This window comes from Sphingomonas sp. GW821-FHT03E12, assembly GCF_059420685.1.
Window position 1 is genome coordinate 229,475 of sequence record NZ_JBWKUF010000004.1, and the last position, 19,947, is coordinate 249,421.

20 protein-coding genes are annotated in these 19,947 nt (G+C 66.8%); 4 read left to right on the top strand and 16 right to left on the bottom strand.

The window, feature by feature from the left end:
* Nucleotides 1–51 precede the first annotated feature (51 nt).
* From AC07TU_RS14345 to tgt, 4 genes are all read right to left on the bottom strand, one after another.
* Nucleotides 52–1,032, bottom strand: a complete 981-nt coding sequence (locus AC07TU_RS14345) for a cell wall hydrolase (protein WP_495188600.1) — start codon at nucleotides 1,030–1,032, stop codon at nucleotides 52–54.
* Nucleotides 1,033–1,237: 205 nt separating this feature from the next.
* A complete protein-coding gene (locus AC07TU_RS14350) occupies nucleotides 1,238–4,072 on the bottom strand; it encodes a M16 family metallopeptidase (RefSeq protein ID WP_495188601.1) in 2,835 nt (944 codons plus the stop codon).
* Nucleotides 4,073–4,100: 28 nt separating this feature from the next.
* Nucleotides 4,101–4,322, bottom strand: coding sequence for a hypothetical protein (locus tag AC07TU_RS14355; protein ID WP_495188602.1), 222 nt, complete (start codon nucleotides 4,320–4,322; stop codon nucleotides 4,101–4,103).
* 50 nt (nucleotides 4,323–4,372) lie between these two features.
* Nucleotides 4,373–5,503 carry a tRNA guanosine(34) transglycosylase Tgt gene (gene tgt, locus AC07TU_RS14360; RefSeq protein ID WP_495188603.1) on the bottom strand — a complete coding sequence of 377 codons (1,131 nt, stop codon included), beginning with the start codon at nucleotides 5,501–5,503 and terminating at the stop codon, nucleotides 4,373–4,375.
* A 190-nt stretch (nucleotides 5,504–5,693) separates the two neighbouring features.
* On the opposite strand from tgt, the gene AC07TU_RS14365 reads away from it, so the two are divergent.
* On the top strand, nucleotides 5,694–6,017 hold the full coding sequence (locus AC07TU_RS14365; RefSeq protein WP_495188604.1) for a cupin domain-containing protein: 324 nt from the start codon (nucleotides 5,694–5,696) through the stop codon (nucleotides 6,015–6,017).
* Here AC07TU_RS14365 and AC07TU_RS14370 read toward each other — a convergent pair.
* Nucleotides 5,997–6,650, bottom strand: a complete 654-nt coding sequence (locus tag AC07TU_RS14370) for an HAD hydrolase-like protein (protein ID WP_495188605.1) — start codon at nucleotides 6,648–6,650, stop codon at nucleotides 5,997–5,999. The two genes, AC07TU_RS14365 and AC07TU_RS14370, sit on opposite strands and share 21 nt — an antisense overlap.
* Complete coding sequence (locus AC07TU_RS14375) at nucleotides 6,643–7,614, bottom strand: cation diffusion facilitator family transporter (protein ID WP_495188606.1); 972 nt, start codon at nucleotides 7,612–7,614, stop codon at nucleotides 6,643–6,645. The genes AC07TU_RS14370 and AC07TU_RS14375 overlap by 8 nt, the downstream gene beginning before the upstream one ends.
* A 124-nt stretch (nucleotides 7,615–7,738) precedes the next feature.
* Here AC07TU_RS14375 and AC07TU_RS14380 point away from each other — a divergent pair, with 124 nt between their 5' ends.
* The gene (locus AC07TU_RS14380; protein ID WP_495188607.1) at nucleotides 7,739–8,491 is read left to right on the top strand and encodes a MerR family transcriptional regulator; all 753 of its coding nucleotides are present in this window, start codon (nucleotides 7,739–7,741) and stop codon (nucleotides 8,489–8,491) included.
* Between the two features lie 34 nt (nucleotides 8,492–8,525).
* On the opposite strand, the gene AC07TU_RS14385 is transcribed toward AC07TU_RS14380, so the two are convergent.
* The 6 genes from AC07TU_RS14385 to AC07TU_RS14410 all read right to left on the bottom strand — a co-directional run bounded on the left by AC07TU_RS14385 (nucleotide 8,526) and on the right by AC07TU_RS14410 (nucleotide 12,554).
* Entirely contained in the window at nucleotides 8,526–9,032 is a 507-nt protein-coding gene (locus tag AC07TU_RS14385; protein ID WP_495188608.1) for an EF-hand domain-containing protein, read from the bottom strand.
* Nucleotides 9,029–10,096: a tRNA preQ1(34) S-adenosylmethionine ribosyltransferase-isomerase QueA gene (gene queA, locus AC07TU_RS14390; protein WP_495188609.1), complete on the bottom strand. Its 1,068-nt coding sequence runs from the start codon at nucleotides 10,094–10,096 to the stop codon at nucleotides 9,029–9,031. Before queA ends, AC07TU_RS14385 begins: the two co-directional genes overlap by 4 nt.
* 34 nt (nucleotides 10,097–10,130) lie before the next feature.
* Complete coding sequence (locus AC07TU_RS14395) at nucleotides 10,131–10,781, bottom strand: peptidylprolyl isomerase (protein WP_495188610.1); 651 nt, start codon at nucleotides 10,779–10,781, stop codon at nucleotides 10,131–10,133.
* A gap of 100 nt (nucleotides 10,782–10,881) precedes the next feature.
* Nucleotides 10,882–11,388 carry a pantetheine-phosphate adenylyltransferase gene (gene coaD / locus AC07TU_RS14400; protein ID WP_495188611.1) on the bottom strand — a complete coding sequence of 169 codons (507 nt, stop codon included), beginning with the start codon at nucleotides 11,386–11,388 and terminating at the stop codon, nucleotides 10,882–10,884.
* A 12-nt stretch (nucleotides 11,389–11,400) separates the two neighbouring features.
* Entirely contained in the window at nucleotides 11,401–12,312 is a 912-nt protein-coding gene (locus AC07TU_RS14405) for a polyprenyl synthetase family protein (RefSeq protein WP_495188612.1), read from the bottom strand.
* Nucleotides 12,309–12,554 (bottom strand): exodeoxyribonuclease VII small subunit, encoded by a 246-nt coding sequence (locus tag AC07TU_RS14410; protein ID WP_066577469.1) that lies wholly within the window; start codon nucleotides 12,552–12,554, stop codon nucleotides 12,309–12,311. Before AC07TU_RS14410 ends, AC07TU_RS14405 begins: the two co-directional genes overlap by 4 nt.
* 100 nt (nucleotides 12,555–12,654) lie before the next feature.
* On the opposite strand from AC07TU_RS14410, the gene AC07TU_RS14415 reads away from it, so the two are divergent.
* Complete coding sequence (locus tag AC07TU_RS14415) at nucleotides 12,655–14,016, top strand: NAD-dependent succinate-semialdehyde dehydrogenase (protein ID WP_495188613.1); 1,362 nt, start codon at nucleotides 12,655–12,657, stop codon at nucleotides 14,014–14,016.
* A 1,017-nt stretch (nucleotides 14,017–15,033) separates the two neighbouring features.
* Here the strand turns inward: AC07TU_RS14415 and AC07TU_RS14420 are convergent.
* The 4 genes from AC07TU_RS14420 to AC07TU_RS14435 form a co-directional block, all read right to left on the bottom strand.
* Nucleotides 15,034–16,734 carry a long-chain-fatty-acid--CoA ligase gene (locus AC07TU_RS14420; protein WP_495188614.1) on the bottom strand — a complete coding sequence of 567 codons (1,701 nt, stop codon included), beginning with the start codon at nucleotides 16,732–16,734 and terminating at the stop codon, nucleotides 15,034–15,036.
* Nucleotides 16,735–16,780: 46 nt separating this feature from the next.
* Entirely contained in the window at nucleotides 16,781–16,993 is a 213-nt protein-coding gene (locus AC07TU_RS14425) for a hypothetical protein (protein ID WP_495188615.1), read from the bottom strand.
* An 83-nt stretch (nucleotides 16,994–17,076) separates the two neighbouring features.
* On the bottom strand, nucleotides 17,077–18,768 hold the full coding sequence (locus tag AC07TU_RS14430) for a sensor domain-containing diguanylate cyclase (RefSeq protein WP_495188616.1): 1,692 nt from the start codon (nucleotides 18,766–18,768) through the stop codon (nucleotides 17,077–17,079).
* Nucleotides 18,769–18,832: 64 nt separating this feature from the next.
* Entirely contained in the window at nucleotides 18,833–19,231 is a 399-nt protein-coding gene (locus AC07TU_RS14435; protein WP_495188617.1) for a winged helix-turn-helix transcriptional regulator, read from the bottom strand.
* 92 nt (nucleotides 19,232–19,323) lie between these two features.
* Here AC07TU_RS14435 and AC07TU_RS14440 point away from each other — a divergent pair, with 92 nt between their 5' ends.
* Entirely contained in the window at nucleotides 19,324–19,899 is a 576-nt protein-coding gene (locus AC07TU_RS14440; RefSeq protein WP_495188618.1) for an FMN-dependent NADH-azoreductase, read from the top strand.
* Nucleotides 19,900–19,947: the final 48 nt, after the last annotated feature.

Consider the following 19,947-nt stretch of genomic DNA (forward strand, 5'->3'; position numbering starts at 1 on the left):
GACATGCGTGACGGCCTCCGCCTTGCGGGCGGGGGCCGTTTTCGTTGCCGTTCAGCGCAGCGGCTGCCCGCTGTCCTTCCATTTGTCGAGGATCTGCGACTCGGGCGCTGCCGAATATTCGGGGCGTACATCGCCGCTCCGCGCATATTCCTGCTGGACCGGTGCGGGCGCGGGGCGCGGCTGGGCGGCCGGCGCAGCGGTGCCGGGCATCGCGGGCATCGGTACCGTCGCAGCTGCGGCGGCGGCCGCGACCTCGGCCGCGGTGACGGCGCGGGGATGCGGCCCGGGATAGGGCTCGCCGCCGCTATAGACCTGCTTGAACGCCGCGCCGGTGCCCCAATAGCCCTTCCAGCGGTGGAAGAAGTGGGCGCCGAACACACCGGTCATCACCAGGCTGCGGTTCCACGACGGGGTGACGGCATAGGTGTGGTAGTGAGTCGCCATGCCGACCGGTGCGAATACCGATCCGGCCAGCGCGGCGGCGGCGACGCGCGACGCGCGCAGCCACGCGGTGCTGGAGGGGCGGCGCGCCATCGATCCGTCGCAGGCATAGCTGAACTGGCAGCCGGCTTTCTCCGACCCCTGATAGATCACGCCGCACACGGTGGCGGGGAAGGTGGGGTGGCGGACACGGTTGAGGATCACCTGTGCCACCGCGCGCTGGCCGTCGTCGGGCTCGTTCGCTGCCTCGTAGTAGATGGCGGTGGTGAGGCATTCGAGCGCGCGCGCCTTGTCCTGTGGCGTGCCGCGCATCACGAAGGGCGCTGCCGGGCGAAGCGTCGGATCAATCACGGCGTTCTCGGGGACCGGACCGTCGGGCAGCGCGACGGTACCGGTCACGCCCGCCGCGGGCGCAGCGGTCTCATCACTGGCGAGCTGATAGTAAGCGGCGCCGGGGAAATGGTCGTCGGCCTCATAGCCGGTTGGCGCGGGGCCAGCGAGGCGGACACGCTCGTCGCCAGCGCTGAGCGCAGAGAAACCGGCATGCGCGGACACGCCGGCACCGATCAGCGACACCAGCAATGCCGCCACGATGCCCCTAAGCTGTACCCGTGTGAATCGCCGCAGCACGATAGTTCCCATGCGAGGCATCGGCCTCGTCCGGCTGCCCCATAGCGTGGAACAGGTGAATTTTCGCCCCCGGATTTCAGGGCGTCCCGTGATGGAACGGTGCGTGGTTAAGGTAAGCTTTGGAACGGACGGCCCCGCCTCAGATGGCGAGACCGTCCGTCGCAACTCATTTCAACGTTGCGCTGTCGAGGTTGAGCGAAGCCGCCGGGATCACCTCGAGATTCGGATGGGCCTTGCGCAGTTCGTCCACGAACAGCTTGGCATCGCCGACCACGATGATGCTGGCACCGGTCGGATCGAGCACCTTCTTTGCCGCGGCCTGGACCTTGGCCGGATCGACGCCCTGGATCGAGGGAATGTAGGTCGACAGCGTGTCGAGCGGCACGCCCTCGGCGACATAGTCGGCGAGCGCTCCGGCGATGCCGTCGGTTCGCTCGATCCGGCGGCCAAAGCCGCCGACCAGCACCGCCTTGCGCGAATCCAGTTCGGCGGCGGGGACGGGGGCCTCGCCGAGCTTCTTCATCTCCGCAGCGATCAGCGAGACCACCTCGGGCGCCGAGGGGTTCTTGGTCTGGGTAGAGGCGGTGACGATACCGGGCGCGCGGCGCGCATCGACGCTGCTGCCCGCGCCATAGGCGAGGCCGCGCTTGATGCGGATTTCGCGGTTGAGGCGCGAGGTGAAGCCGACGCCGAGTGTGGCGTTGGCGACCTGTGCCGCGTAGAAATCCTTGTCGGCGCGCGCGATGCCGGGACGGGCGATAACGACGCCCGCCTGGCCGGCACCGGGCATGTCGACGACGATCACGCGCGGGCCGGCGCGTGCGCTATCCCCGGCAGGAACGCCGTCATGGACACCGGTCTTCCAGTCGCCGAACAGCTTTTCGGCGAGGGCGGTGGCGTCCTTCCGCGCAATGTCTCCGACCACCACCAGCGCGGCCTGGGATGGAATCCAGGCGTTGCGATAGGCGCTGGCGATATCGTCGCGCGTGATCTTCGGCAGCGAGGTCACCGTGCCCGAGAGCAGATTGCCATAGGCTTGCTCTCCGAACACGGCGCGGCTGGCGACGATGCCCGACAGCGCGCCCGGGTCCTTGAGCTGTACCGCAACCCCGTCGAGCGCCTGCTTGCGCGCGCGATCGATCTCCGCCTGCGCGAAGGCGGGGTTGCGCGCGACATCGGCGAGGATGGCGAGTGCGGGATCGACCTGGTCGGCCTTGACCGTGACGGTGGCGAAGGCAGCGTCCCAGTCCGCGCCCGCACCGATCGAACCGCCGAGCGATTCGACTTGCTGTGCGATCTGCTCGGCCGAGCGGGTGGTGGTGCCCTTGGTCAGCAGATCGGCGGCGAGTGCGGCGGTGCCGGCCTTGCCGTCCGGGTCGCTTCCGCCGCCCGCGGGAGCGACGACGGTGGCGGTGACGATGGGGAGGTCGCGCTTCTCGACCACGATGACGCGCAGGCCGTTGGCGAGCCTGGTTTCGGCCGCCCTGGGGATGACCGGCGAGACCGGGGCTCCGGGGGCAGGGACGGCGACGCGCTGACCTTCGGGCGCCTGGGTGTGGATGACGACGTCACTCGGCGCGACGAGCGGCGCGACCTTGACCGTCGAGGCGACGGCGATGGTGTCGCCTTTCGCGCCCTTGGCCATGTTGTCGGGCAGATAGATCAGCGCAGCCGACTGGTTGTCGCCCAGATATTTGCGTGCGACGCGCTGAACGTCGGCGGCTGTGACGCGGGCGACGGCGGCAAGCTGCTGGTCAGCGGCCTTGGGATCGCCGCCGACGATGATCGAATTGGCGAGGGTCGAGGCCTTGCCTTCGGCGGTCTCGCGGCTTTTGAGCGAGGCGGTGAGGATCTCGTTCTTGGCTTCGGCCAGTTCGGCGTCGCTCACCGGCTTGTCGCGCAGGTCGGCGATCTCGCGGCGCATCGCCTTCTCGCCTTCCTCGGCCGATTTGCCGCCGGCGAGGATCGCGTACATCGCGTAGGAGCCGGTCGACTGGCGCGTGTCGAGGAAGGTGTCGGCCTGCGCCGCGAGTTGGTCGCGATAGACGAGGTTACGGTAGAGCCGCGAATTCTCGCCCCCCGACAGGATGCCGTCGAGCACCGTGAGTGCGGGGGTGTCGGGATCATTGTCCGCCGGGAGCTGGTAGCTCAGCAGCACCGCGGGAAGCGGCGTGTTTGCCTCATAGACCGTCTGGCGGGTCGCGGTGGTACGCGGTGGCTCGGCGACGGTGACCCGCGGGATCGGGCGATTCGGCTTCGCGATTCCTGCGAAGTATTTGTCTACCCATTTGTCCAATTGCGCCGGGTCGAAATTGCCGGCGACCACCAGCACGGCATTGTCGGGCCGGTAATAGGTCGCGTGGAAGGCGCGGATGTCGCCGATCGTGGCGGCGTCGAGATCTTCGATGCTGCCGATGCCGGGGCGGGCATAGGGGTGCGTCGAATAGGAGATGTTCGGGAAGTAGAGGTAGAAAAGCTTGCCATAGGGCGAGGCGAGGACGCGGTTGCGCAGTTCCTCCTTCACCACGTCACGCTCGGACGCGAACACCTTCTCGCTGACCACCAGGCTCGCCATGCGATCACCCTCGGCGAACAGCAGGCGTTCGAGGTGGTTGGCCGGAACCACCTCGAAATAATTGGTGTAGTCGGCGTTGGTCGAGGCGTTGTTGTAGCCGCCGACATCCTCGGTCAGCCGGTCCATCTGCTCGTCGACCAGGTTCTTCGTGCCCTTGAACATCAGGTGCTCGAACATGTGCGCGAAGCCGGACTTGCCCGCCGGATCGTCCTTGCTGCCGACATCGTACCAGACCTGGACCGAGACGTTGGCTGTCGAGGTGTCGCGGATCGCATAGACCTTGAGCCCGTTGGGCAAGGTGCGCTCGGTATAGGCGAGCGGCGCGACCTTGATTTCCTTCGCTGGTGCCGGTGCGGCCTCCTGCGCATGAGCGGCGAAGGGGAGCAAGGCGGCGCTCAGGTACAGCGCGGTGCGGGTCAGGCGCATCTGGGTCTCCGGTCTGGAGGAAGAGGGGTCAGTCTTTCTTGCGGCCGCGCGCGGCGTAGATCACCGCCGCAGCGAGGGCGGCGGAACCGATGCCGATGCCGATCTTGGCGAGCGGCCACTTCTTGCCTTCGCCTGGCTTGCGCGTGCCTTTGGCGCGCTCAGCAGTCTCGCGCGCCGCACGGGCGGCGGCGGTGATTTCGTTGGCGATTTCGTCCCGATTCTCAACGGCGTCTTCGGTCTTGTCGGTCACTGGATACTCCTCTGTTTCACAGGAGTAAGACTCCGGAGCCAGCGGCGCAATCAGCCTTTGCCATAATAGGTAGCACGGAAATCGTTGGCGAAGGCGGTGAGGCGGCCTTCCGCGATCGCGGCGCGCAGATCGGCCATCAGCGCCTGATAGAACCACAAATTATGCTCGGTCATCAGCATCGCGCCGAGGATCTCGCCCGCGCGGACGAGGTGGTGGACATAGGCGCGGGTGAAGGTGCCGCAGGTGGGGCAGGCGCAGGCCGGGTCGAGCGGCCCCTGATCCTCGGCGAACTTCGCGTTGCGGATGTTGATCGGGCCCTGGCGGGTGAAGGCCTGGCCGGTGCGGCCCGACCGGGTCGGGAGAACGCAATCGAACATGTCGATGCCGCGCTCCACGGCCCCCACGATATCGTCGGGTTTGCCGACGCCCATCAGATAGCGCGGCTTGGCGGGATCGAGCTGGCCGGGAGCGTAGTCGAGGCAGGCGAACATCGCCTCCTGTCCCTCACCGACTGCAAGGCCGCCGACCGCGTATCCGTCGAAGCCGATATCGAGCAGCGCGTCGGCGGAACGCTTGCGCAGCTCCTGATCGAGCGCGCCCTGCTGGATACCGAACAGCGCGTTGTTCTCGGCATGCGCGCCGCCCGCGTCGAAGCCCTGGCGCGAGCGCTTCGCCCAGCGCATCGAGCGTTCCATCGCCGCCGCCTGAACCTCGCGGGTGGAGGTGGTGGGGACCAGCTCGTCAAACGCCATCACGATGTTCGAGCCGAGCAACCGCTGGATCTCCATCGATCGCTCGGGGCTGAGCATGTGGCGGGTGCCGTCGAGATGCGACTTGAAGACGATGCCTTCCTCGCTCCGCTTGGTGAGCTCCGAGAGGCTCATCACCTGATAGCCGCCGCTGTCGGTGAGGATCGGGCGGTCCCAGCCCATGAAGCCATGCAGTCCGCCGAGCCGGTCGACACGCTCGGCGCTGGGACGGAGCATGAGGTGATAGGTGTTGCCGAGCAGGATGTCGGCGCCCGATGCGCGCACATCCTGCGGCTTCATCGCCTTGACCGTGGCGGCGGTGCCGACGGGCATGAAGGCGGGGGTGCGGATCTCGCCGCGCTGCATCGCGATCGTGCCGGTGCGGGCCTTGCCGTCGGTGGCGTGGATGGTGAAGTCGAAACGGGGAAGCATTTCGTGCCAATGACGGGTTATGGCAGGGATGCCAAACAAATCCTCCCCTGCGCCGCAGGGGAGGGGGACCGCCGCCGCAGGCGGTGGTGGAGGGGCGGCGGTAGCAAACCGCCGTCTGCGACGGCGGCCCTTCCGTCATCGCTTCGTGATGCCACCTCCCCCTGTGGGGGAGGATTTAGAGAGGAGCCGCATGGAAACGCCCAGCATCGCCAACCTGTTCGCGCCATTGCCCTCCACTGCGGCGGGCGAGGTGTTCACGGCACTGCTCGACCGGCCGGGGGTGCGGATCGAGCGGATCGTGTCGGGCGGGCAGACGACGCCGGCGGACCAGCCCTTCGTGCAGGATGCGGACGAATGGGTGGCCGTGCTTCACGGCAGCGCGGCGATCCGGCTGGAGGGGCATGCAGAGGTAGCGCTGGAACCGGGCGATCACCTGCTGATCCCCGGCGGCACGCGGCACTGGGTGACCCGGACCGCCACGCCGACCGTGTGGCTAGCGATCCACCTGGGCTGAAACGAGATGCTCGATCACCGCCTGTGGGCCGGTAAAGGCGATATCGGGGTCGAGGTGAGCGAGTGCCTCGGGGCTGGCATAGCCCCATAAGGCGGCGCCGGCCCGGACGCCGCTGGCACGCGCGGCATCGATGTCGCGCGTTTCGTCGCCGATCGACAATGCCTGATGCGGCGGGATGCCGCTGGCCTTGAGAACCTTGCGGAACTTGGGTGCCTTGCCGAACAGCGACGCGCCGCACGCCCACCAGCTGATCCGCGCGGCGTTGTCAGGGCCGAGCACGGCGCGCGCGTTGGTCTCGCTGTTCGAGGTGACGATGGCGATGCGGATGCCCGCGGCCTCGATCGCGGCGAGCATCTCCGGAACACCCTCGAACAGGTGTACCTGATGCGTGTGGCGGCCGAACAGGCGGCGGACATAGCGTGCGATGAAGGGAAGCTTCCAGCGCGGGACGCCGATATGGCGGATCACCTCGCGTGTTGGCATCCGGCGCAGCGGCTCGACCTCATGCGTGCCCACGCGCCGGAAGCCGTAGCGGTCCGAAAGATGGTCGATGATCGACAGGAACCACCCGCCGCTGTCGGACAGGGTGCCGTCGAAGTCGAAGATCACGAGCCGGGGGCCCGGTTCAGCCATGGCTGTGGCCGTCGTGATCGTGATCTTCGTGCCTGCCGTGGCTGTGCCCGTTGTGGAGGCGGCAGGGATCGCCGTCGCCGACCTCGATCTGCAGCGTCGCATGGCCGATGCCGAACTCCTGCTCCAGCCGGTGCTGGGCATCGTCGAGGAACGTATCGCCGGGATGACCGCCGGGGATCAGCAGATGCGCGGTGAGCGCCGGTTCGGTCGTGCTCATCGGCCAGATGTGAAGATCGTGGACACGGGTAACGCCGGGAAGCGTCGCGAGCATGTCCTCGACCTTCTCGGGATCGATCCCGGCCGGAACGGCCTGGAGCGCCATCGTCACCGAATCGCGCAGCAGCCCCCAGGTGCTCCACAGGATCACCGCGACGATGACGAGGCTGATCGCGGGATCGATCCAGGATGCGTTGGTGAGCAGGATCAGCCCGCCGCCCAGCACCACGCCCGCGGAGACTGCGGCGTCGGCGACCATGTGGAGATAGGCGCCGCGGATGTTGATGTCGCCCGCGCGGCCGCGCATGAACATGAAGGCGGTGGCACCGTTGATGAGGATGCCGATACCGGCGACGATCATCACGGTCAGCCCCGCGACGGGCGGCGGATCCTGGAAGCGCTGCACCGCCTCGAGCGCGATCGCGCCGACCGCGAACAGCAGCAGCACGGCGTTGGCGAGCGCGGCGAGAATGGTCGAGCTGCTGAGGCCGTAGGTGAAGCGGCGCGAGGCGGGACGCTTGGCGAGCTCGGCGCCGCCCCAGGCGATCAGCAGCCCGAGCACGTCGGAGAGATTGTGCCCGGCGTCCGCGAGCAGCGCCATCGACCCGGTGATGATACCGGCCGCCCCCTCGACCATCACGAAGGCGAGGTTGAGTGCGGTGCCGATCGCGAAGGCGCGACCGAAATCGGCCGGGGCGTGGCTGTGTCCGGCGTGCGAGTGGCCGGAATGGTTGTGCGAACCGTGCATGGGCATGACCTTAACCGCTGGGTGCCATGTGATGCTAGGACACTGAAGATGCAAATTGCACAGCGCTTGACCCTGACGCTGCGTCATCCCCGATAGGGCGATTCGCGTGAAGATGAGGAACGACATGCGAACGGTAAGGCAAGTGGCGAAGGCGGCGCGAATCAGCGTGCGCACGCTCCACCATTATGATGCGATCGGCCTGCTCAAGCCGGCGCATGTCGGGGCCAATGGCTATCGCTATTATGGCCGGACGGAGCTGCTGCGGTTGCAGCAGATCCTGTTCTATCGCGAACTGGGGCTGGCGCTCGGCGAGATCGGCTCGATCCTCGACGACCCGGCGTTCGATCCGCTGACGGCCCTCAGGGGCCATCGCACTGCGCTGGCGGCGCGGATCGACCAGTATCGCGACCTCATCCGCACGATCGACCGCACGATCGCGTCGCTCGAAAAGGATGAGACGATGGAAGACAGCGACTATTATGCCGGCATCGCGCCGGAGACCCGCGAACGCTGGGAAAGCGAAGCCAAGAGCTTCTGGGGCGAGGACGCGGTGAAGGCGGCGCAAGCCAAGGCGCGAAGCTTCTCGAAGGAGGAGGTCGCGGCGATCCAGGCCGAGATGGAGGCGATCAAGGGTGACTTCCAGCGTCTGTTCGCCGAGGGTGCGGAGCCGGGATCGGGTGCCGCACAGGCGGTGACCGCGCGCCACTATGCCTGGGTCTGCCACAGCTGGACTCCCGACGCGAAGGCGTTTGCGGGGCTGGGCCGTTTCTATGTCGAGAACCCGGAGTTCCGGGGAACCTATGACGATGGCGCGCTGCCGGGTACCGCCGAGTTCATCGCGGCGGCGATGGCGATCTACGGCGAGCGATCACTTTAGGGTGCCGCCACTGGTTCAGCTTTGCTGAACCATATTACCGGCGTTTCCGGCGGTCGTCCTGCTCACCCGGGCGGCCGCCGGGTTGGGGCGCCGGGCGGGTGGTGAGCAGTTCGCCGCGGGTGATCGACCCGTTCTTGTCGCGGTCGAACCGCGTGAAGAACAGGGCGAAGCGCGCCTGAAGCTCGCCCAGGCTGATGCGATTGTCGCCGTCCTGATCGACCTCGAACGGGCTGGGCAGCGCGTTGCGGTTACCCAGCCAGCGTTCGGACCAGTCGCCGAACTGGATATAGCCGATCGAGGCTTGCCCCTTCGCCACCGCGTCGAAGCTCTTGCTCACGCCTGCGTCATATTCGGCGCGGGTGACGATGCCGTCGCCGTCCGCATCGAACGCCGCGATCGCCATCGCCACCGGTTCGGCGATCATCAGCGGGATCGGTTCGGAGCCGGGCTGCGGGGGCTGGAGCGGCACGCCGGGGGCGGCGGGCTGCTGCTGCGCGGCAGGGGCGGCGGCGAGGAAAAGAGCTGCGGCGAGAAGGATCATGCGGGCTTTCCGGGCAGGAGCAGGCTGGCATCGCCATAGCTATAGAAGCGGTAGCCCTCTGCAATAGCGTGGGCATAGGCTGCCTGCATCCGGTCCAGCCCCATCAGCGCGCTCACCAGCATGAACAGCGTCGAACGCGGCAGGTGGAAGTTGGTGACGAGGCCATCGATGCCGCGGAAGCGGTAGCCCGGGGTGATGAAGATCGCGGTGTCGCCCTCGAACGGGCGGATCACGCCGTCTTCTCCCGTGGCGCTCTCGATCAGGCGCAGGCTGGTGGTGCCGACGGCGATCACGCGGCCGCCAGCGGCGCGGACGGCATTGAGCCTGTCGGCTGTCGCCTGATCGATGCGGCCCCATTCGGCGTGCATGCGGTGATCGTCGGTATCGTCGGCCTTGACCGGCAGGAAGGTGCCCGCGCCGACATGGAGGGTGAGGGTGGTGTGCCCGATTCCAGCGGCTTCGAGCGCGGACATGAGGCCGGGGGTGAAGTGCAACGCTGCAGTGGGCGCGGCGACGGCGCCCGGCTCGTTCGCGAACATCGTCTGGTAATCGTCGGCGTCGCGTGCGTCGGTCGGGCGCTTGGCGGCGATATAGGGCGGCAGCGGCATCCGCCCGGCGCGCTCGAGCAGCAGCTCGACCGGCTCGTCGCCGGGGAAGAACAAAGTGAAGCTGCCATCGTCGTGGCGCGCTTCGGCGATGGCGGTGACGCCGTTGCCGAAATCGATCGTCTCGCCAACGCGCAGGCGCTTGGCGTTGCGGATGAAGGCGATCCAGTGGCGCGGCCCCTCGCGCTTGTGGAGCGTTGCGCCGATCTTCGGCCCAGGCGCGCTTTGCGCGCCGTCATCACGGCTTCCGCGAGTGCCTTCGAGCTGGGCGGGAATGACGCGGGTGTCGTTGAAGACAAGGAGGTCGCCGGGGGCGAGAAGCGCGGGAAGGTCGCCGACGCTGCGATCCGCGGTCAGCGTGCCGTCGAGCACCAGCAGCCGCGCCGAATCGCGGGGGCTGGCCGGACGCAGCGCGATACGCTCGGGCGGCAGATCGAAATCGAACAGGTCGACGTTCATCGTGTGGTTGCGCCCGGCGGTACCGGGCGGCCCGTCACTTCTTGCCGGGGCCGGGCGGAAGCGGCGCGGGCGCCTGCACCGGGGCGGGCGGCGGTGGCGGCGCGTAGGCCGGGGGATTGTCGGCGGCGATATAGGCGTGGAGCACCTTGGCCGGTTCCGCCGGCGGCTCGCCGCGCGGGATCGCGTCGACATATTGCATGCCCTCGAGCACGCGGCCGAACACGGTGTATTTCTGGTCGAGGCCGAGCCGGGGCATGAACATGATGAAGAACTGGCTGTTGGCGCTGTCTTCGCTCTCCGCGCGCGCCGCTGCGACGGCGCCGCGGCCGTGGGGCAGATAGTTGAACTCCTTGGGCAGGTCGGGCAGGTCCGATCCGCCGGTGCCGTCACCCTTGGGGTCACCGCCCTGCGCCATGAAGCCCTCGATCACGCGATGGAAGGCCAGGCCGTCATAGAATTTGCGGCGAGTCAGTTCCTTGATCCGCTCGACCATCTTGGGCGCGACGTCGGGGCGCAGCCAGATCGTGACGCGGCCGCCGGTCGACAGATCGAGCAGCCACAGATTCTCCTTGTCGGTCGTGGCGGGCGGCGCGGCACGGCCGGCGGGGCCGGGCACATATTGTGCGCTTGCCGGGAGGGCGAAGAGCGAGGCCGAAAAGGCAAGAATCAGGGCAACAAAACGCATCGACATCCTCACGGGACTGGGAGTTGCAGCGGCTTAGAGCAATTCGCACGCCGCGGCAAAATGATTGCTGCTGGTGGCGGAATTGCGGCGCGATGGGGGGCTATGATCCCTTTCGCCCAATCACCTCGACGCGCGCAGCCACCTCGTCGCGCACCGTGGCGGGGACGAACTTGGCGATCTCGCCGCCGAACATCGCGATCTCCTTGACCAGGCGGCTGGCGATCGGCTGGAGCGAGACGTCGGCCATGAGGAAGACGGTCTCGATCCGGCTGTTCAGCTGCTGGTTCATGCCGGCCATCTGATATTCATACTCGAAGTCGGCGACGGCGCGCAGGCCGCGGACGATGACGCTCGCCCCTTCGCGCTCGGCAAAGTCCATCAGCAGCGAATCGAAGCTGACGACATGGATTTCGCCCGCGATCCCCGCGACTTCGCGCTTCACCATCTCCATCCGCTCCTCGACGGTGAACATCGGGTTCTTGGACGGGTTGGTGGTGACGCCGATGACGAGCCGGTCGACCAGCTTCGCGCCGCGACGGATGATATCCATATGGCCGAGCGTGATCGGATCGAAGGTGCCGGGGTATACGCCGGTGCGGATGGTCATGCTGTGATTCCCTTAGCGGTCGCGTTCGAGCACATAGCGGGCGATGTCGCGGAGCAGGTCGGCCTCCGCTCCAAATGCGTGGAGATGGGCGATCGCCTGTTCGACCAGCAGGCCCGCCTGTTCGCGCGCACGTTCGGGGCCGAGCAGGGTGAGGAAGGTCTCCTTGCCGGCATCGGCGTCCTTGCGCAGCTTCTTGCCCGCGGCCTCCTCGTCGCCCTCGGCATCGAGCAGGTCGTCGGCGATCTGGAAGGCGAGGCCGATGTCGCGCGCATAGCCGCGCAGGCCAGTCCGCCCCTCGGGCGGGACTCGGCCGAGGATCGCCCCGGCCTCGACCGCCCAGGAGATCAGCGCGCCGGTCTTGAGCGCCTGGCAGCGGGTGACGGTGGCGAGGTCGAAGCTCGACTGTTCCGCCATCAGGTCCATCATCTGCCCGCCCGCCATACCGGCAGGGCCGGCGGCACGAGCGAGCTCGGCGACCAGCTCGGCACGGACGAAGGGGTCGCCATGCGTGGCGGGATCAGCCAGCACCTCGAAGGCGAGCGCATGGAGGCAGTCGCCGGCGAGGATCGCCGTTGCCTCGTCATAGGCGCGGTGGACGGTCGGCTTGCCGCGGCGCAGATCGTCATTGTCCATCGCGGGCAGATCGTCATGGATCAGCGAATAGACATGGATGCACTCGACCGCGGTTGCGGCGCGCGAGGCACAGGCGGGGTCGACCGCGAACAGGCTCGCGCTGGCGAAGGTCAGGAGCGGGCGGAGCCGCTTGCCCCCGCCGATCGCGGCATGGCGCATCGCCGCGTAAAGGCGCGCGCGGGGATCGGCCGGGATGGCGAGCAGCAGATCGAACTGACGGTCAATCTCTTCCGCCACGTCGCGCATCGCGGATTCAAGCGCGAGACTCGCCTGCGCCACGGCCTGGCTCATCCGGCCGCGAAAGGCGTGGTGCCGGCGACGCGGCCGTCGGCATCGGCGCGGATCGCCTCGATCCGGGCCTGCGCCGCATCGAGCCGGGCGGCGCATTGCCCGCGCAGCGCGTCGCCGCGTTCGTAGAGGGCGATCGCCTCATCGAGCAGCGCGTCACCGCTTTCGAGGCGGGATACGATTCGTTCGAGTTCCTTCAGCGCATCCTCGAACGAAAGCGCGGCGATGTCGGTCTCCTCGGTCATGACGTCGCTATGCGCTGCGGGTCGAACCAATTCAACCTCCCGCAATGCGATCGGCGTCCCTACATTGCCCCGGCCATCTTGCCCCATGAAGGAGACGCGCATGTTCACCAGCATCAACCCGGCGACCGGCGAAGCAGGCGCGGCCTTTGCGGCGCTCGACGATGACGGCATCGAAGCCGCGCTGACGCGGGCGGAGGCGACGTTCCGGTCGTGGCGGGTAAGCGAGATCGGCCAGCGGACCGCGCTGTTGACCGCCATCGCCGACCAGTTCGAGGCGAACAAGCGCCACCTCGCCGAAACCGCGACGAAGGAGATGGGCAAGACGCTCGCCTCCGCGATCGCCGAGGTCGAGAAATGCATCGCGGGCTTCCGCCATTATGCCGTCAAGGGACCGGACTATCTCGCGCCAGTCGAGACCAAGACCGCGAGCGGGCGGGCGGTGGGGCATTGGCTGCCGCTGGGCTCGATCCTGGCGGTGATGCCGTGGAACTTCCCCTATTGGCAGGTGGTGCGCTGGCTGGCGCCGACGATCCTGGCGGGCAATGTCGGGCTGCTCAAACATGCCTCGCTGACGCAAGGGTGCGCGGCGTTGATCCAGCAGATGGTGAGCGCGGCAGGCGCGCCCGATGGGGTGTTCCAGAACCTCGCCATCAAGTCCGACAAGGTCTCGCGGATCATCGCCGACAAGCGCGTGGCGGCGGTGACGCTGACCGGGAGCGAGGGCGCCGGCGCCAAGGTTGCCGAGGCGGCGGGGCGGGCACTCAAGAAGGTCGTGCTGGAGCTGGGCGGATCGGACCCGTTTATCGTCATGCCCTCCGCCGATCTCGACAAGGCGGTGGCGACCGCGGTGAAGGCACGCGTCCAGAATGCCGGGCAGAGCTGCATCTGCGCCAAGCGGATGATCGTGCATGCCGACATCTATGACGCGTTCCTGGAGAGGTTCACCGCCGCGACGTTGGCGGTGAAGATCGGCGATCCGATGGCGGACGGCATCGAGATGGGCCCGCTGTCGAGCGTCGAGCAACGCGATACGGTGCTGGAACAGATCGGGCGGGCCGTCGCGGACGGCGCGACGCTCGCCGGCGGCGCGAAGATCGACCGCGACGGCGCGTGGATGGACGCGGGCGTGCTCACCCATGTCGATCCTGATGCGGACTTCGCGCAGGAGGAGATTTTCGGGCCGGTCGCGATGGTGTTCCGCGCGGACGATATCGACGCGGCGATCGCGCTGGCCAACGATGTGCCGTTCGGGCTGGGGTCGAGCGTGTGGACGAAGGATCAGGCGGAGATCGACCGCTTCGTCCGCGACATCGAAAGCGGGATGACCGCGGTGAACCAGCTCCTCGCCTCGACGCCCGAAGCGCCGTTCGGCGGGGTCAAGCTGTCCGGCCACGGCCGTGAGCTGGGGCCATGGGGCCTGCACGAGTTCATGAATCTGAAGGCGGTGATGCTGGCGGAGTAGGTCGGGACGGGGGCGGCCGGTTGCGCCTTTGACATTCGATTTTCGGTGTCATCGCCTGGAAGCCGATATGCCGGATACGACCCCATTGCGGACGTTATTTACACGTGACGTCGTATCCCCTGAGGCCTCGGTAACGAAGGCGACACGCCAACCATCTGCTGTGTCGTTCGAATGCACGAAGCGCGCGCGGCAAGTCTGTCCGACATACCGGAACGTGCATATCGCCCCGTCCCGCCGCAATCGTCGGCAGAACAACTTCTTTACCCACTCTGGTCTGGCAGGGGCGATGCCGTCGCAAACGTCGATCAACGCATGGCAAATATTTGTGTCGTGAGCTTCAGCTGCAGCCGCGGCCGCAAATTTTGATGGCAATCTCGCGCGCTCTTCGGCCGCTGCAGCGGAAGGCCAAAGCAGTAGGCAGATGATGAGCCGTCGATTCATGAGACGATCCTATTGAGGCAAGATCGGCGCGGCTATGCCGGTCTGCGATAAGAACAGGTTCGCGTGCGAGGTTCCCACCCATTCCCGGTCGTTGCGCACTCATCGCGCCGCGCCAGAAGCTGTCCGACTGCAAACGACTCCAATTGCAGACGCTAATGCGGTGAAGTAACAATATCTCATGAGGCGCATGAGCGTATTCGCACCGCTATCGTGTTCGCTGCTTCTGTCTTGCGGCGAACCTGAAGCGACTGGGCCAACGCACTGGCGGGTTGCGGTCGCCGGCAATCCGGATTGCCTGGCGGAATTGACGGTGGCGCTGAGCGGCAAAGGGGTAGGCATCGGGCGGTTGCCGGAATGGAATCGCGGCCTTGGTGTCATGGAGTTCGGGCCTGTGCTCACGCATGAGGTTGAAAAACTGTCCGAGGCGGTTCGAGCGTCGGGATGCGCTACATTGCGGCAACGCCGCCCAAGCTGCTCAGTTGACCATTCCGACGTGCTTGTCTGCCAGCCATCCAGTTTCGAGCATTCAGGCGGTGCCTGAATGCTGACAAATACCGGGAGCACAACTCGCGTCGCCTAGACGCTGGCCTCCGCCGCGATCTCGATCAGCAAATCCTTGCGGCTGAGCTTACCGATCATCGTCTTGGGCAGCTTTTCGCGGATCACTACGGCATCGACGCGCTCATGCTTGCCGAGCTGCGGGTTGAGCCAGTCGCGCAGCGCATTGCCCGTCACCGCCTCCGCATCGTCGTTGAGGGAGACATAGGCGCGCGGGGTCTCGCCGCGATAGGAATCGGGCATGCCGACCACCAGTGCCTCCTTCACTGCCGGGTGGCGGTAGAGCACTTCCTCGATATGCTTGGGGAAGACCTTGAAGCCGCCGACGGCGATCATGTCCTTCAGGCGATCGACGATCTTGATGAAGCCATCCTCGTCGATCTGGCCGACATCGCCGGTGCGCAGCCATTTCTGGCCGGCGGCGTCGATGACGAAGGTGCTGTCGTCGGTCTCCGGCCGGTCCCAATAGCCGCCCATGATCTGCGGTCCGGCGACAACGATCTCGCCCGGCTCGCCTTCGGCGGCGGGCTTTGAAGGATCCTCCTTGTCCACCAGCCGCACGCGCGTGGCGATGATCGGCTGGCCGATCGTGCCCGGCTTGCCCTCGGCCTTGTAGGGGTTGGCGGAGACCACGCCCGAGCTTTCGGACAGGCCGTAGCCCTCGATCAGCTTGGCGCCGGTCGCGGCTTCGAAGCGGGTCTTGAGCTCGGCCGGAAGCGGCGCGCCGCCGGAGATGCAATATTTGAGGCTCGACCAGTCGGTCGTGGCGGCCTTGGGATGGTCGAGCAAAGCCTGGAACATGGTCGGCACGCCGGGCAATGCGAGCGGGCGGGTGCGCGTGATCGCGTCGAGCGCCTGCGCCGCGTCGAAGCGCGGGAGCATCACGATCTCGCCCCCGGTGATCACGGTGCGGTTGAGCACGCAGGTGTTGGCGAAGACATGGAAGAAGGGCAGCACGCCCAGCACCTTGTCCTTGGTCGTGCCGAGCTCGGGGTCGAGCCTGGCCACCTGCCGTGCATTTGCGGACAGGTTCTGGTGAGTGAGCATCGCGCCCTTGGGCACACCGGTGGTGCCGCCAGTGTACTGGATCAGCGCGAGATGGGTCTCGGGATCGATTGCCGCGGTCTCGCACGCGCCGTTGTTCGCGATCAGCTTGGAGAAGGCGATGATGCGGGGGTCGTCGGGCTTCTCCGCGACTTCCTTGGCCTTGAACCAGCGATAGAGCAGCGACTTGGCCGGAGGGAGCGCGCCTGCGACCGATCCGACGACAAGCCGCTCCAGGCTGCTCGCCTCCAGCACCTTGAGCGCGGTGGGGAGCAGTGCGGTGGCACTGATCGTGAACAGCAGGCGGGTGCCCGAATCCTCGACCTGCGCCTCCAGTTCTTCGACCGAGTAGAGCGGCGAGAAATTGACCACCGTCGCGCCGAGCTTGAGGATGCCGTAATAGGCCGCGACATAATGGGGGACGTTGGGCAGGAACAGGCCGATCCGGTCGCCCGGGCCATAGCCCAGCGCCTTGAGGCCGCAGGCGACGCGGTTGGCGCCGTCGAGCGTCTCGGCATAGCTGTAATGCCGGCCCATGAAGTCGAGCAGCGGGGCGTTGCCCATGCGCCGTGCGGAGTCATCGAACGCGGCGGCCATCGACAATGGCGGCAAGGGCTGATCCCAGGGACCGGGGTGACGATAGGCGGTACGCCAGACCTGCTCGGGATCGCTCATTTACACGAATGTAAGCAACTCGCAGGGCGAGTCAACGCGGCAGGATTCAGCGGCTCGCGCGCTTTGCGGTCCAGGTATAGAGCACCGAAACGGCCATTATGCCGAGATCGACCGCTGCCTGGAATCTGCGCGGTGCGGTGTCGGTGACGTCATGGGTGATGATGCGGATATTTGCCGTGTGCGGCGACAGCGCCGTCAGCGCCAGCAATGCCGCGCCGCTACCGGCGAGTGCGATCCTGCGCTTGCTGAAACTGTCCATCGTCCGCGGCCTCCCAACGCCGCGGGTCATTACGCACGCGACGGCTGAACGGCAACTGAATTGGACCGCAAAATCGGCTGCGATCAGGCAGCCTTGCTTGCGGTGCGCGCGCGGTCGCGGCCGGCGGACTTGGCCGCGAACAAGGCGGTGTCAGCGGCGCGATAGAGCGCCTTCCAGTCCGGTTCGGCACTGAGCGGGCCGGTCGCGCTGCCGATGCTGGCGGTGACGCGCAGGTCGAACGGCATCCGCGTGGCGCGCAGCCGGGTGAGGATGACGTTGGGATCGATCGGCTCGCTCATTTCGGTGACGATCGCGAACTCCTCGCCCCCGAAGCGGGCGATGAGCGCGCCCGGCGGCGCGATGGTGCGCAGGGTGCGCGCGACGACGCGCAGCACTTCGTCCCCGCCGTCATGGCCGAGCGTGTCGTTGACCTGCTTGAAATGGTCGAGATCGAGGATCAGCAGCGTCTGCGCGCCCGCCCGGCCGATCGCCTGGGCCAGGAATGAGCGGCGGTTGAGCAGGCCGGTGAGCGGATCGGTATCGGCAAGGCGGCGCGCGACCGTTTCCGCGGCAACCGCGGCGTCGCGCTCGCGGCTGAGCAGGCGGATTCGGTAGGCGATCGCGACCGAGGAGATCAGCGCCTCGGCGGCCATCGACAGGATCGTCGAATTGTCGAGCCAGAAGTTCCAGCGGATCAGTCCGAGATTGGCGAGCGTGCGCAGGCTGGCGGCGAAGATCGGCAGCGCCCAGGCAAGCGCGAACACCCAGAGGAAGTTGGAACGGCCGCGCCAGGCGCTCCACAACGTTGCCGTGACGCAGATCAGCACGCCGAAGAAGACCCAGCTGTACACGCGATCGACGAACTGCACGCCGAGCGGCGCGAACATCACGAAGAAGACGCCGGTGCCGATCAGCACCGCGACGGTGATCCGGATCGTCAGCCGCAGCCGCGGGCCGAATACATGCTCCTCGAAAAAGGCGCGCGCGAACAGCAAGGCCGAGGAGCAGGCGAGGGTGAGCAGCAGATAGTTGAGGCGCAGCCGGTCGTTGTTGGCGATATCGGGCACCAGCCAGGCCATCGCCCCCGACGAGGTGAAGGCATAGGCCATCAGGGCCGCGACCATCAGGCAGTAGGCGAGCTGGAACCGGTAGCGGAGCGAAGCCCAGAGCGCGAAATTGTACACCAGCAGTGCCAGCGCGAGACCGCCAAAGCCGCTGTAGATCGCCGCCATGACCAGGTTCGAACGGTCGCTCTGCGCCTTGTCCGCAAGGCGCGGGCCGACGACGATCCCGCGCAGATTGCCGGCGCCCTCGACCTTCCACATCAGCCGCTGGATCGCCGAATGGGTGTGGGGAAGGGGATATTCGACGATCGCGCCGAGCTGGATACGTTTGGTGATGCCGCGATTGTCGTCCGCCATCGTGGCGAGCTTGCCGTCGGCGTAGAGGATGTGGAGCGTCAGCCGCTGTTGCCACACGCTGCCCAGCCGCGCGACCAGCGGATTGTCGAACGACGAATATTCGCCGATCGGGTTCGAGATCACCCAATAGTCGCCCGGGCCGAAATCGGTCTGCCTAGTCGTGCAGTCGAAGCGTTGCGGCTGACGGATCACCTGCGCGGGAACGTCGCCCGGTTGTGCGCGCAGCACGCAGACGCTGAGCGGCCGGCCGACCTGGCCGGCGCCGAGATTCGCGATTTGGGCATGCGCCGGGGCCGCGAGCAGCATCAGCGCCGCGAACAGCGTTCCGAGGAGGGCGGCAAAGCCACGAACCATGTCGGGGGTCTACGCCGAGTCAGCGAACAACTGGTAAAGATAATGATGGCTTAACGCACGAAGTTCACACCGCCGGCCGTTGATCCTCCGCGCGGTCATAGGCGTCGCGATTGGCGTGGATGACGGCGAGATTGGCCGCTGCCCAGGCGCCGAGCTGGAGGACCGGTTCGGAGAGCGAATGGCCAAGATCGGTCAGACGGTATTCGACCTGCGGCGGCACGGTGGGATGAACCGTCCGCGCGACCAGCCCGTCGCGCTCGAGCGCCTTCACCGTCCGCGTCAGCATCTGCTGCGAAATCCCCTCCACCGCACGCTTGAGCTCGTTGAACCGGTGCGACCGCTGGTACAGCGTCATCACCACCAGCACGGTCCATTTGTCCCCGACACGCGCAAGGATACTGGTGATCGTCTGGCATTCGCGGCCACCCGGCGAATGCGGAAGGGGCAGGGAAGTCATAGGCATGTGACCTGGCCTCAAAAATATGCGTTCTTGGCGCGTTTGGGGTGGTTACATAGCTAGTCCTGGTCACAAATCGAGACCAGGGAAATTGACCCATGAAACTGCTTCACATCGATTCAAGCATCAACGGTTCGGTTTCGGCGAGCCGCGCGGTCAGCGCAGCCATCGCCGAGCGGCTGCACGCCGAAAATCCCGCGATCGAAACCACCTATCGTGACCTTGCCGGAGAACCGCTCCCGCACCTCACGCTCGATATACTTGGCGATCCTGCAGCCAATGGCGAATTGCAGGCGTTCCTTGCGGCCGATGTCGTGGTGATCGGCGCCGGCTTCTACAATTTCGGCATTCCAAGCCAGCTCAAGGCGTGGCTGGACCGTGTCCTGATTGCGGGTCAGACGTTCAGCTACGGACCCGACGGACCCAAGGGACTGGCCGGCGGCAAGCGCGTGATCGTCGCGCTGACGCGTGGCGGCTTCTATGGCGAGGGTTCACCCGCCGCATCGTTCGAGCACGCCGAAACCTATCTCAAGGCAGTGTTCGGCTTCATCGGGATCGTCCCCGAATTCATCGTGGCCGAGGGGCTTGCGATGGGCGATGAAGCGCGTGTGACAGGCATCGCAGCGGCGCTCGATGCGGCGCGCAGCCTTTCCGGTGCAGCGCTCGCGGCGTGAGCCGGAGTGAATGAAAGAAGGGGCGGGAGTGATCCCGCCCCTTTTTCG

Excerpts from the sequence above, each read along its gene's own strand:
- AC07TU_RS14350 (WP_495188601.1), bottom strand. The coding sequence starts at position 4,072 with ATGCGCCTGACCCGCACCGCGCTGTACCTGAGCGCCGCCTTGCTCCCC.
- tgt (WP_495188603.1), bottom strand. The coding sequence starts at position 5,503 with ATGCTTCCCCGTTTCGACTTCACCATCCACGCCACCGACGGCAAGGCC.
- AC07TU_RS14365 (WP_495188604.1), top strand. The coding sequence starts at position 5,694 with ATGGAAACGCCCAGCATCGCCAACCTGTTCGCGCCATTGCCCTCCACT.
- AC07TU_RS14370 (WP_495188605.1), bottom strand. The coding sequence starts at position 6,650 with ATGGCTGAACCGGGCCCCCGGCTCGTGATCTTCGACTTCGACGGCACC.
- AC07TU_RS14375 (WP_495188606.1), bottom strand. The coding sequence starts at position 7,614 with ATGCACGGTTCGCACAACCATTCCGGCCACTCGCACGCCGGACACAGC.
- AC07TU_RS14380 (WP_495188607.1), top strand. The coding sequence starts at position 7,739 with ATGCGAACGGTAAGGCAAGTGGCGAAGGCGGCGCGAATCAGCGTGCGC.
- AC07TU_RS14385 (WP_495188608.1), bottom strand. The coding sequence starts at position 9,032 with ATGATCCTTCTCGCCGCAGCTCTTTTCCTCGCCGCCGCCCCTGCCGCG.
- queA (WP_495188609.1), bottom strand. The coding sequence starts at position 10,096 with ATGAACGTCGACCTGTTCGATTTCGATCTGCCGCCCGAGCGTATCGCG.
- AC07TU_RS14395 (WP_495188610.1), bottom strand. The coding sequence starts at position 10,781 with ATGCGTTTTGTTGCCCTGATTCTTGCCTTTTCGGCCTCGCTCTTCGCC.
- coaD (WP_495188611.1), bottom strand. The coding sequence starts at position 11,388 with ATGACCATCCGCACCGGCGTATACCCCGGCACCTTCGATCCGATCACG.
- AC07TU_RS14405 (WP_495188612.1), bottom strand. The coding sequence starts at position 12,312 with ATGAGCCAGGCCGTGGCGCAGGCGAGTCTCGCGCTTGAATCCGCGATG.
- AC07TU_RS14410 (WP_066577469.1), bottom strand. The coding sequence starts at position 12,554 with ATGACCGAGGAGACCGACATCGCCGCGCTTTCGTTCGAGGATGCGCTG.
- AC07TU_RS14415 (WP_495188613.1), top strand. The coding sequence starts at position 12,655 with ATGTTCACCAGCATCAACCCGGCGACCGGCGAAGCAGGCGCGGCCTTT.
- AC07TU_RS14420 (WP_495188614.1), bottom strand. The coding sequence starts at position 16,734 with ATGAGCGATCCCGAGCAGGTCTGGCGTACCGCCTATCGTCACCCCGGT.
- AC07TU_RS14425 (WP_495188615.1), bottom strand. The coding sequence starts at position 16,993 with ATGGACAGTTTCAGCAAGCGCAGGATCGCACTCGCCGGTAGCGGCGCG.
- AC07TU_RS14430 (WP_495188616.1), bottom strand. The coding sequence starts at position 18,768 with ATGGTTCGTGGCTTTGCCGCCCTCCTCGGAACGCTGTTCGCGGCGCTG.
- AC07TU_RS14435 (WP_495188617.1), bottom strand. The coding sequence starts at position 19,231 with ATGCCTATGACTTCCCTGCCCCTTCCGCATTCGCCGGGTGGCCGCGAA.
- AC07TU_RS14440 (WP_495188618.1), top strand. The coding sequence starts at position 19,324 with ATGAAACTGCTTCACATCGATTCAAGCATCAACGGTTCGGTTTCGGCG.